This window comes from Pseudomonas sp. UBA6310 (assembly GCF_002438225.1).
Taxonomy (GTDB): Bacteria; Pseudomonadota; Gammaproteobacteria; order Pseudomonadales; family Pseudomonadaceae; genus Pseudomonas_O; species Pseudomonas_O kuykendallii.
On sequence record NZ_DJTK01000079.1, the window covers coordinates 1 to 10,411 of the forward strand.

At 66.4% G+C, this 10,411-nt stretch carries 11 protein-coding genes; 4 read left to right on the forward strand and 7 right to left on the reverse strand.

What is annotated here, in order from left to right:
- Positions 1 to 29: 29 nt before the first annotated feature.
- Positions 30 to 512, reverse strand: coding sequence for an MSMEG_0572/Sll0783 family nitrogen starvation response protein (locus tag B3E91_RS19265; protein WP_090223720.1), 483 nt, complete (start codon positions 510 to 512; stop codon positions 30 to 32).
- 223 nt (positions 513 to 735) lie between these two features.
- On the opposite strand from B3E91_RS19265, the gene B3E91_RS19270 reads away from it, so the two are divergent.
- Entirely contained in the window at positions 736 to 2,649 is a 1,914-nt protein-coding gene (locus B3E91_RS19270; RefSeq protein WP_090223718.1) for a sigma 54-interacting transcriptional regulator, read from the forward strand.
- A gap of 22 nt (positions 2,650 to 2,671) precedes the next feature.
- Here B3E91_RS19270 and B3E91_RS19275 read toward each other — a convergent pair whose 3' ends face one another.
- Positions 2,672 to 3,838: a GGDEF domain-containing protein gene (locus B3E91_RS19275; protein WP_287031034.1), complete on the reverse strand. Its 1,167-nt coding sequence runs from the start codon at positions 3,836 to 3,838 to the stop codon at positions 2,672 to 2,674.
- Positions 3,839 to 4,092: 254 nt separating this feature from the next.
- Here B3E91_RS19275 and B3E91_RS19280 point away from each other — a divergent pair, with 254 nt between their 5' ends.
- Positions 4,093 to 4,743: a GntR family transcriptional regulator gene (locus B3E91_RS19280; protein WP_090223714.1), complete on the forward strand. Its 651-nt coding sequence runs from the start codon at positions 4,093 to 4,095 to the stop codon at positions 4,741 to 4,743.
- Positions 4,744 to 4,811: 68 nt separating this feature from the next.
- Here the strand turns inward: B3E91_RS19280 and B3E91_RS19285 are convergent, their stop codons facing one another.
- The 5 genes from B3E91_RS19285 to B3E91_RS19305 form a co-directional block, all read right to left on the reverse strand.
- Positions 4,812 to 6,053, reverse strand: coding sequence for an ArgE/DapE family deacylase (locus B3E91_RS19285; RefSeq protein ID WP_287031035.1), 1,242 nt, complete (start codon positions 6,051 to 6,053; stop codon positions 4,812 to 4,814).
- A 22-nt stretch (positions 6,054 to 6,075) separates the two neighbouring features.
- Positions 6,076 to 6,813, reverse strand: coding sequence for an amino acid ABC transporter ATP-binding protein (locus tag B3E91_RS19290; protein WP_090223711.1), 738 nt, complete (start codon positions 6,811 to 6,813; stop codon positions 6,076 to 6,078).
- Entirely contained in the window at positions 6,785 to 7,471 is a 687-nt protein-coding gene (locus B3E91_RS19295) for an amino acid ABC transporter permease (protein WP_282339230.1), read from the reverse strand. The genes B3E91_RS19290 and B3E91_RS19295 overlap by 29 nt, the downstream gene beginning before the upstream one ends.
- Positions 7,471 to 8,139 carry an amino acid ABC transporter permease gene (locus tag B3E91_RS19300; protein WP_090223707.1) on the reverse strand — a complete coding sequence of 223 codons (669 nt, stop codon included), beginning with the start codon at positions 8,137 to 8,139 and terminating at the stop codon, positions 7,471 to 7,473. The genes B3E91_RS19295 and B3E91_RS19300 overlap by 1 nt, the downstream gene beginning before the upstream one ends.
- Before the next feature lie 73 nt (positions 8,140 to 8,212).
- Entirely contained in the window at positions 8,213 to 9,034 is an 822-nt protein-coding gene (locus B3E91_RS19305) for a transporter substrate-binding domain-containing protein (RefSeq protein WP_287031036.1), read from the reverse strand.
- Between the two features lie 162 nt (positions 9,035 to 9,196).
- Here B3E91_RS19305 and B3E91_RS19310 point away from each other — a divergent pair, with 162 nt between their 5' ends.
- Both B3E91_RS19310 and B3E91_RS19315 read left to right on the forward strand, forming a co-directional pair.
- The gene (locus B3E91_RS19310) at positions 9,197 to 9,478 is read left to right on the forward strand and encodes a (2Fe-2S)-binding protein (protein ID WP_287031037.1); all 282 of its coding nucleotides are present in this window, start codon (positions 9,197 to 9,199) and stop codon (positions 9,476 to 9,478) included.
- The coding region (locus tag B3E91_RS19315) for an NAD(P)/FAD-dependent oxidoreductase (RefSeq protein WP_287031038.1) at positions 9,471 to 10,411 on the forward strand (941 nt) is incomplete at its 3' end. The genes B3E91_RS19310 and B3E91_RS19315, both read left to right, overlap by 8 nt.

Consider the following 10,411-nt stretch of genomic DNA (forward strand, 5'->3'; position numbering starts at 1 on the left):
TCCCGTGAACGGGAGAGGGGAGATAGTGATCACGCCGTCCAGGTGTCGATGATCAGCGCGCCCTCGCGGCGCATCAGCAGGCGCAGGTCCATCACGTCCAGCGGGTTGATCGGGCGGATGCCCTCGATCAGCGCCTTCTCGGTCTGCCCGTAGAGCGCCTGCAGGGCGAAGCGGCAGGCGTAGACCTCGCCGCCCTCGGCCATGAACGCCTTGATCTGGTTGTTCACCGCAAGGTGGCCGGGGAAGGCTTCGGCGCCGAGGGTCGGGAAGCCGCGCTGCACGCCGAGCTGCACGCCCGGTCCGTAGAGCAGCACCTTGGTCTCGAAGCCCTTGCGCAGCAGGCGCTTGGCCTGGAGCATGTTGACCAGGCCGATGGAGCCTTCGAAGGCGATGGTGTGGAAGGTCAGCAGGGCCTTCTCGCCCGGTTCGGCCTTGACGTCCTCGAAGACCTTTTCTTCGTAATTCACCAGGAAGTCGCCGTCCTGATACTGGGCAATGTCTACGCTTGGCATGGTCCGTTTCTCCGTTATGGGTGGGCTCGACAGTGATGACTGCGGCTGCAACGGAACAGAGCGAAGCGCGTGCCAGTTTTTTTGAAACCTGAACTAATCCTTAATTATCAATTGCTTATTTATCTGATACGGTTTTTCGTGGCCTTTCTGATGCTGTCCTCGCGGTACGCAATCTCGTATAACTACGAGAATTCGTAGGCATCGACCACGAGGACTCGTAGCGATGAACGCAGCGGAACCCGATTACCTCTCCGGCTGGGCCGACATGGCCTACGCCTCGCGGCACATGGTCTTCGAGCATTGTCCGGAAGCCATCGTCCAGTTCGATCCGGTGGCCAACCGCTTCGTCGACCTCAACATCGCCGCCTGCAAGCTGTTCGGCTATCCGCGCCAGGAAATGCTCGAACTGACCGTGACCCGGCTGTTCGGCCATCAGCTCGCCGACCTGATCGTCTTCACCCAGGCGGTGATCGAGGAGGGCAAGGGCTGGAGCGACGAGCTGAGCTGCGCCTGCAAGAGCGGCGAACGCATCGAAGTGGAGGTGTCCGCCACCTGCCTCAGGCTCAAGGGCACCCAGTACCTGATCCTGGTGCTGCGCGAACGCAGTGCGCAGCGCTATTTCCTCGACCAGGCGCAGACCGAGCGGACCATGCGCGGCGGGCTGATCGAGTGGCGCAACATCCTCAACCTGTTCCAGGAAACCGAGCGCGACAACCAGCTGCTGCTCAGCGCGGTGGGCGACGGCATCTACAGCATCGACAGCGAAGGCCTGGCCACTTTCGTCAACCCGGCGGCAGCGCGGATGCTCGGTTGGGAGCCGAGCGAGATGATCGGCAAGAACATCCACCGCATCCATCACCACAGCCACGCCGACGGCAGCCACTACCCGGTGGAGGACTGCCCGATCTACAAGGCGGTGCACGACGGGCTGATCCACGAAGGCCGCCAGGAAGTCTTCTGGCGCCGCGACGGCAGCATGTTCCCGGTGGAATTCACCAGCACCCCGGTGATCGCCGACGGGCGCATCGTCGGCTCGGTGGTGGTGTTCCGCGACATCACCGAGCGGCGCAGCACCGAGGCGCAGCTGCACACCGCGCTGACCGAGTTGCAGGAGCTCAAGCAGCGCCTGGAGCAGCAGAACGCCTACCTCCAGGAAGAGATCCACATCGAGCACAACTACCGGGAGATCGTCGGCCAGAGCGAGCCGATCCTGAAGATCGTCAAGCAGATCGATGTGGTCGCGCCGACCGACGCCAGCGTGCTGATCCACGGCGAGTCCGGCACCGGCAAGGAGCTGATCGCGCGGGCCATCCACCAGGCCAGCCGCCGCGCGCAGAACCCGCTGATCCGGGTGAACTGCGCGGCGATTCCGGCCGAGCTGTTCGAAAGCGAGTTCTTCGGCCACGTGCGCGGTGCCTTCACCGGCGCGCTGCGCGACCGCGTCGGGCGCTTCGAGCTGGCCGACGGCGGCACGCTGTTCCTCGACGAGATCGGCGAGATTCCGCTGGAGCTGCAGAGCAAGCTGCTGCGCGTGTTGCAGGAAGGGCAGTTCGAGCGGGTCGGCGAGGAGCGCACGCGGCGCGTGGACGTGCGCATCGTCGCCGCCACCAACCGCGACCTGCGCGCGGAGGCCGAGGCCAAGCGCTTTCGCGAGGACCTGTACTTCCGCCTCAACGTGTTCCCGATTCATTCGCCGGCATTGCGCGAGCGGCCCATGGACATTCCGCAACTGGCCGCGCACTTCCTCAAGCAGGTCGGCCAGCGCCTGAACATGCCCGGCCGGCGCCTGCGCAAGTCCGACATCGAGCGGCTCCAGGCCTACGCCTGGCCGGGCAACATCCGCGAGTTGCAGAACGTCATCGAGCGGGCGCTGATCACCAGCGAAGGCCTCGACCTGCGCATCGACCTGCCGACCGGCGCGGCGGCGCGCGCGGTGGTGGCGGCCGAGCCGGAAAGCCCGGCGGCACCGGCCGGCATCCTCACCGATGCCCAGCTGCGCCAGCTCGAACGCGACAACCTGAAGGCGGCGCTGCAGGCGGCCGGCGGACGGCTGTTCGGCAAGAACGGTGCCGCCGAGCTGCTCGGCCTCAAGCCGACCACGCTGGCCTCGCGCCTGAAACGACTGGATCTGGGTTGAAGGCCGGAGCGCCGCCCAGGGCTCAGGCCTGGGCCAGGCACATCTGGTTGCGGCCCTGCTGCTTGGCGCGGTAGAGCAGCCGGTCGCAGCGCGCCAGCAGATCCTCGGGGCTTTGCACGCCCTCGTCGTGCGACAGTGCCACGCCGACGCTGATGGTCAGGCGTTCCTGGGCGTCGGGGCGATGCGGGTGGGAGATCTCCAGTTCGGCGACCTGGCTGACCAGCCGTTCGGCAATGCTGCACAGCTCCTCGGCGTCGCTCACCTGCAACAGGATGGCGAACTCCTCGCCGCCGTAGCGGAAGGTCTGCGCCTGGCCGTGGCGCAGGGTCTCGACCATGCTGCGGGCGACTTCCTGCAGGCACTGGTCGCCGGCCTGGTGGCCGAAGTGGTCGTTGAAAGCCTTGAAGTAGTCGATGTCGACCAGCAGCAGGGCGAAGCCGCGGCCGTTCGCCTGCTGCATCGTCCAGCTTTCCGCCAGGCGCTGGTCGAAGGCGCGGCGGTTGCCGACGCAGGTGAGGGCGTCGGTGGCGGCGAGCTGCTCCAGGCACTGATTGAGGGTGGACAGTTCCGCCTGCTGGCGACGCACCTCGACATCGGCGAGAAACGCCTGGCGCACGTTGCGCGTGCTGGTCCAGCTGATGAACAGACTCAGGCAGAGCACCGGCAGATAGACCAGGAGGAACACCAGCGACGCACGGGAATCGTCGGGGCTCAGCTGCACGACGCTGGCCAGGATCACCGCACTGACCGCCAGCGAACAGGCCAGCGCGCCGCCGAAGGATACCCGCGCGCCCATGTTGCACAGCACGATGAAGGCGATCGAGGCGTAGATGAACGTCGGGATGTCCGGCGACTGGCTGTGCTTGAGCAACTCGAACCACGCCGCGGTGCAGATCAGCGTGTGCAGCGGCAGCAGCAGGTCCATCAGCAGGGTGCTCTGGCCGAAGCGGAACAGCAGGTAGATGTTGCACAGGCCGATGGCGATGAGGATCACGCGCATCAGCAGCGAGAGCAGGGCGACGTCCGGGATGATGACGGCGTCGACGGCGGCGTAGGACAGATAGGCCACGGCGGCGATCAGGTTGATCGCGATGAGGAACGAGCGACAGTGCTGGCGGACGTAGTCGTCGAAGGCGGGACGAAGCTCGGCAGCAATCGACCGTGTCGATCGGCTGACGGGGATGCTCATCGGGCGTTCGGGTGCGTTCATGGCGGGGTGACGTCTGTTCCGGCCCGTTGGATCCAGAGGGCGAGTGTACGGGCGGGCGAGCGTCAGCGTCCAGATGTCGCATTGATGCCGGCATCCGGGGTTGCCGGCGTCGCATCGCGCCCGCCGCCAGTATCGCGTTCGCAGGTTTCAGGCGTGTTGCAGGGCCGCCTCCGGCGTTCCTCCGAACGCATACATAACATATACTTTGCGGCAAATCGCAGAGCGGAAATGCCGTGACTTCAGTACCCACGAACGCCCCGGAAAAACTCGGTGAACTGGCCTATCAGACGTTGCGCCGGATGATCCTAGAAAAGGCCCTGCGCAGCGGCGGGCCGGTGGTCGAAGGCCGCCTCATCGAAGAGCTGAACATCTCGCGCACGCCACTGCGCGAAGCGTTGCTGCGGCTGGAAGGGGAAGGCCTGCTGGTGCGCGCCGGGGCACGGTCGTATTCGGTGCGCTTCGTCAGCGCGCAGGAATATTTCCAGACCATGAAGGTGCGCGAGCTGCTGGAGACCGAGGCCATCGGCCTCTCCATCGGCAAGATCGACAAGCGCGTCATCGAGCAACTGATCAAGAAGCTCAAGTCCCTCGGCAAGGGCCAGCAGGAGCCGGCGCACTGGCAGATCGACGACCAGGTTCACACCATGTACGCGCAGGCGTCGGGCAACCCGGTGCTGGCCAGGCTGATCGAACAGGTGCGCACTCACAGCCGGCTGTTCGAGCTGGTCAGCCCGTTCAACCGCATCGAGGAGGACCGCGCCGAGCACCTGGCGATCCTCGAGGCCTACCTTTCCGGCGACGCCGACGCCGCCCGCGCCGCGGTGCGCACCCACCTGCAGAACCTGCGGCTGTTCGTCCTCGACCGCATCAGCGAAGGCGCTTAGTAGCCGCTCCGCTGGCGGGCCTCGGCCCGCCGTCGTCCAGCTTTCTTCGTGTCGCCCGCCAGGGCCACTCAGCTTGCCGGCTTGAGCAGCTCGCTGAGGGCGATGGCGAGCGTCTGGGTGGCGATGCGCAGGTCTTCCAGCGAGACCCGCTCGTCCGCCCGGTGGCCGTTGGCGTCCAGCAGCGTGCGCGGGCCGGCGCCGTAGATCACCGTGGGAATGCCCGCCTCGCAGTACAGCCGCGCGTCGGTGTAGAGCGGCACGCCTTCGGTGGGAATCGAGTGGCCGAGGGTCAGCTCGGAGGCCTGCTGCAGGGCTTCGGCGAGGCGCCCGGCACCGTCGATCTGGTACAGCGGCGTGGTCACCAGGATTTCCTTCATCTCGACGCCGATGCCCGGCAGCCCGGCCACGCTGGCGGAGATCAGCGCCTTCACCTCGGCGAGCACGGCCTGCGGGGTTTCCTCGGGAATCACCCGGCGGTCCAGGCGCAGGGTGACCCGGTCGGGCACCACGTTGGTGTTGATCCCGCCCTCGATCAGGCCGACCACCAGCGTCGGGTGCTCGATACCGCGGGTCTGCGAGCGGGTCTGGCTCAGGGTATCGCGGTAGGCGTAGAGCGCCGTGAGCACCTTGTTCGCCGCTTCCAGGGCGTCGTGGCCGGTGTCCGGGCGGGCGGCGTGGGCGGACTTGCCGCGCACGGTCACTTCCAGGTGCACCGCGCCGTTGTGCGCGGTGGTGATCGAGTGGGTGAAGCCGGCGCAGATGGCGAAATCGGGTTTGACGATGCCCTGCTGCAGCAGCCACGCCGGGCCGACCAGGCCGCCGGCTTCCTCGTCGTAGGTCAGGTGCAACTCGACGCTGCCGGCCAGCGGGGCGCCGGATTCGATCAGCGCCTTCAGGGCGAAGGCGTAGGTGGCGAAGTCCGACTTGGATACCGCCGCGCCGCGCCCGTACATCATGCCGTCACGGATCTGCGCGCCATACGGGTCGCAGCTCCAGCCATCGCCGGGCGGGACCACGTCGCCGTGGGCGTTGAGGGCGATCACCGGGCCGTCGCCGAAGCGCTGGCGGATCACCAGATTGGTCACGCTGAGCATGCCGGCGGCGTGCACTTCGGCCTGCGGAACCGCGTGCCGCTCGACCTCGAAGCCCAGCTCCTCGAGGGCTTGGGCGGTGAGTTCGGCATGCTCGGCGCAGTCGCCGGCGGGGTTGTCGGAAGGGCGCCGTACCAGGTCGGCGAGGAATTCGACCTCGGCCTGGAAGTGCTGGTCGACGCTGTGGCGCAGTTGGGTGACGAGGGGACTCTGATTCACGCGGGGCTACCTGAAAGAGGGATCAGTGGCGAAGGATCTTGCCGACGAAGTCGCGCGCACGCGGCTCCTGCGGGTTATCGAATATCTGCTGCGGCGAGCCGCTCTCCACGACCAGACCGTCGGCCATGAACACCACCTTGGACGAGACCTCGCGGACGAAGCTCATTTCATGGGAGACGATGAACATGGTGATGCCTTCGGAGGCGAGTTCGCGGATGGTGTCGAGCACCTCGGTGACCAGCTCCGGATCGAGCGCGGCGGTGACCTCGTCGAGCAGCAGCACCTCGGGTTTCAGCGCCAGCGCGCGGGCGATGGCGACGCGCTGCTGCTGGCCGCCGGAGAGTTCGTCCGGGTAGGCCTTGAGGCGGTGCGCCAGGCCGACGCGGGTCAGCAGGCGGATGGCGTCGGCTTCCACCTGCGCCTTCGGCCAGCCCTTGATGCGGGTCGGGGTGATCATCACGTTTTCCAGCACGGTCATGTTCTGGAACAGGTTGTACTGCTGGAAGACGATGGCGATGGACGAGCGCAGTTCGCGCACCTCGGCCTTGTTGGCGTAGTTCACCGACTTGCCGTCGAGGCGCACCGTGCCCTGTTCGGGCGGCAGCAGGCCCATGAGAACCCGCAGCAGGGTGCTCTTGCCCGAGCCGGAGGGCCCGATCAGGCTGACGATCTCGCCTTTCTCGACGGACAGGTTGATGTGTTCGAGTACCTTCTGCGACCCGTAGGAAGCCTTAAGGTCGACGATTTCGAGTTGCGGCAAGAGAGTTCTCCAGGCGCTTACCTAAGCGCGACAGCGGGTAAGAGATCAGGAAATACAGGACCAGAACCGTCCCGTAGACCAGCGCGGCCGAAAAGCCCTTGTTGGTGAGCACCTTGCTCGCCGAGGTCAGCTCCATCACGCCGATCTGCGAGGCCAGCGCGGTGTCCTTGATGAACATCACGAAGAAGCTGAAGGTCGGCGGCACGATGATCGGCCAGGCCTGCGGAACGATCACGTGGCGCAGGCTTTCCAGGTAGCTGAAGTTGAGCGTCTGCGCGGCTTCCCACTGGTTCTTGTGCACCGACTCCAGACCGCTGCGGATGATCTCGCCGAGGTAGGCGGCGGCGATCAGGCAGACGCTGACCAGCGCCACGGAGAAGGTCGACAGCTCCAGCTTCGACGACTGGCTGGCGAAGAACACCAGCATCAGCGTGACCAGGAACGGAATCCGCCGGAACAGGAAACAGTAGGTGAACGCCGCCGCGCGCAGCGGTGCGAGGGCCAGCGACTGGGTCATGCGCAGGATGGCGATGACGAAGCCGGCGACGAAGCCGGCGAAGCAGCCGATCACCGAGAGCAGGAAGGTCGCCGCGAGCCCCTTGAGCAGCAGCACGACGTTGTAATAGGAAAACAGCTCGGCCAGGTGGAAGTCGGACATCAGAAGGCCTTTATCTTGGCGCGGAACAGGTAGCGCCCGGCGCTCGCCAGGACCAGCGTGGCGATCAGCGTGATGGCGATGTAGAGCACCGCGGCGATGGAGAACGCCTCCACCGACAGGTAGGTCTGCGAGCTCAGGTTGTAGGTGCGCCCGGTGAGTTCCTCGACGCCGAAGATCGAGGCCATCGAGGTGCCCAGGGTCATCACGATGAACTGGTTGGACAGGGGCGGGAACATCACTTTCAGCACGTGGGGGAGGATCACGTGGCGGATGATCTGCGGCGTCGAGAAGCCCAGCACCTCGGCCGCCTCGATCTCCATCTGGCGAACCGAGTCGAAGCCGGCGCGCTGGATCTCGCAGAGGTAGGCGCCGGCGTTGAAGGTCGCGCCGATCAGCACCGCGGTGAACGGCGAGAGCGTCACGCCGACCTCCGGCAGGGCGAAGAACAGGAAGTAGATCTGCACCAGTTGCGGGGTGTTGGTGGCGAAGATCACGTAGGCGCTGACGATCCTGCGGGCGAAGCGCGGGCCATAGCGCAGCACGGCCGCGCAGAGCAGGCCGATGAGCATGCCGAAGGCGAACGCCAGCACGGCGATCTGCAGGCTGATCCAGGCGCCGCCGAGCAGATAGGGCCACTGCTCGAGCAGGGGTTGGAAATTCAGGGTCATCGCAAGGGTTTACTCGACGGATGAGACGACGCCCGCTGCGGATGGCGGGCGTCGTCGTCTGTTTCAGGAAGCGCTACTGGGCAGCAGCGGGCGCGGCGGTCGGATCATGCAGCATCGCGCTGCCGAACCACTTCTTCCAGCTTTCGGCGATGAAGCCGGACTTGTGCAGCGTAGCGATCTCGCTGTTCAGCCGCGCGGTGAGTTCGGTGTTGCCTTTCTGCACGCCGATGCAGTCGTAGTCGACCTCGATCGGAGCATCCACCACGCGCCATTTGGTCGAGTAGTTCTTGGTGTAGCTGAGCATGAAGTCGAGCACGTCGATCAGCGCGTCGGCACGGCCCTGGGCGATGGCGCGCACGGCGTCCGGGTAGTTGTCGAGAATCAGCAGCTGGGCCTTCGGAATCTTCTCCTGGATCAGCTTGACCGGCGTGGTGCCGCGCACCTGCACCAGGCGCACCGCGGGATCGTTGAGTTCTTCCCAGCTCTTGTAGGGTTTTTCCTCGGTGGTGAGGATGCCCAGCACTTCGGTGTTCACCGGGTCGGTGAAGTCGACCACCTTGAGGCGGTCGGCGTTGCGCGTCATGCCGCCCATCACCGCGTCGATCTTGTCCGAGAGGATGAAGGGCACGCGGTCGTTCGAGCCGATCGGCACCAGCTCCAGTTTCACGCCCATCGAGGCGGCGATCTTGCGTGCGACCGATACATCGAAGCCGGAGATCTCGTTCTTCTCGTCGTACACGCCCAGCGGCGGAAGGTTCGGGTTGACCCCGACGATGAGCGTCTTCGATTGCATGATCTCGTCGAGCGAGCGGGCGCTGGCGTTCATCGAGCCGAACACTGCGCAGGCGATGAGCCCTGCAGTCAATAAATGGCTAAGGGCTTGGGGTCGCTTCATGTGCTAACTCCTTGAGGGATGGCTGGGCCAGGTCGGAAGAGGCGCTTCGTTCGCTGGAATCTATCGTTTGCGTATTTTGCGTATACGGAACATATACGATAGCATGGCGTAAGACTTGTCAAGCGGGGCCGGTTCCAGGGCCCGCCAATACCGGGATACGCCATGCAAGATGCAAACCGTGGGGTCGTCGTCGATTTCCACTTCGAGGGCCGCCGCTACTCCGCCCGCGCCGGCCAGAGCGTCGCCGCGGCACTCTTCGCCGAAGGCGTGCGCGGCCTGCGCGAAAGCCCGCGCGAGCAGCAGCCGCGCGGCATGTTCTGCCTGATGGGCTCGTGCCAGGAGTGCCTGGTGATGGTCGACGGCCGCCGGGTGCTGGCCTGCCAGACCGAAGTCAGCGAAGGCCTTTCGGTAAGCCGCGTGGCCGAGGTCGGCCTGCATGAGTGACTACGACCTCATCGTGCTCGGCGCCGGTCCTGCCGGCGTCAATGCCGCGCTGGCGGCTTCCGCCGCCGGGCTGCGCGTCGCCCTGTTCGACGAGAATCGCGCGGCGGGCGGGCAGGTCTACCGCGCGCCGGCGTTCGCCGGGATGAGCGATGACAGCGCCGAGCGCCAGGCCGGCGACGCCTTGCGCGAGGCCCTGGCGCAGAGCCGGGTGAGCGCCTTCCTCGGCCATCAGGTGTGGGCGGTGACCGCCGACTTCCAGGTCGATGCGGTCGGCCCGCAGGGTTCGCTGAGCTGCACGTCGCGGGCGTTGATTGTCGCTTCCGGAACCACCGAACGCGTCGTCCCGTTCGAGGGCTGGACCACGCCGGGCGTGATCGGCCTGGCCGCCGCCACCATCCTGCTCAAGTCGCAGAAAGTCCTGCCCGGCAAGACCACCCTGGTGGCCGGCTGCGGGCCGCTGCTGGCGGCGGTCGCGGCCGGCACCCTGAAGGCCGGTGGCGAACTGCGCGGGATCGTCGACGTGGCCGGTCTCGGCGACTGGCTGCGCGCATTGCCGGCGATGCTGGCGCGCCCGGACATCCTGCGCCAGGGCCTGGCCTGGGCCTGGGCGATCCGCCGTTCGCGAACGCCGCTGTATGCGCGGCACACGCTGGTGCGGGTCATTCCCGAGGGCGAGCGCCTGCGCGCCGAGCTGGCGCCCTGCGACCGCGCCGGGCGTGCCTTGCCCGGCGAGCGCAAGCAGGTGCTGGTGGATTGCGTGGCGGTCGGTCACGGGCTCACGCCGGCCACCGAAATCACCCGCCTGCTGCATGCCCGGCACCGTTATTCGCGCAAGGCCGGTGGCTGGGTCGCGATCACCGATGATTGCGGGCGGACTTCCCGCGAGCGTCTCTATGTCGTCGGCGACGCCGCCGGCATCGCCGGTGCCGCGGC

What these genes read in the sequence shown, in the direction of transcription:
- B3E91_RS19270 (WP_090223718.1), top strand. Translation starts at nt 736, where the DNA reads ATGAACGCAGCGGAACCCGATTACCTCTCCGGCTGGGCCGACATGGCC.
- B3E91_RS19300 (WP_090223707.1), bottom strand. Translation starts at nt 8,139, where the DNA reads ATGACCCTGAATTTCCAACCCCTGCTCGAGCAGTGGCCCTATCTGCTC.
- B3E91_RS19265 (WP_090223720.1), bottom strand. Translation starts at nt 512, where the DNA reads ATGCCAAGCGTAGACATTGCCCAGTATCAGGACGGCGACTTCCTGGTG.
- B3E91_RS19295 (WP_282339230.1), bottom strand. Translation starts at nt 7,471, where the DNA reads ATGTCCGACTTCCACCTGGCCGAGCTGTTTTCCTATTACAACGTCGTG.
- B3E91_RS19275 (WP_287031034.1), bottom strand. Translation starts at nt 3,838, where the DNA reads ATGAGCATCCCCGTCAGCCGATCGACACGGTCGATTGCTGCCGAGCTT.
- B3E91_RS19310 (WP_287031037.1), top strand. Translation starts at nt 9,197, where the DNA reads ATGCAAGATGCAAACCGTGGGGTCGTCGTCGATTTCCACTTCGAGGGC.
- B3E91_RS19305 (WP_287031036.1), bottom strand. Translation starts at nt 9,034, where the DNA reads ATGAAGCGACCCCAAGCCCTTAGCCATTTATTGACTGCAGGGCTCATC.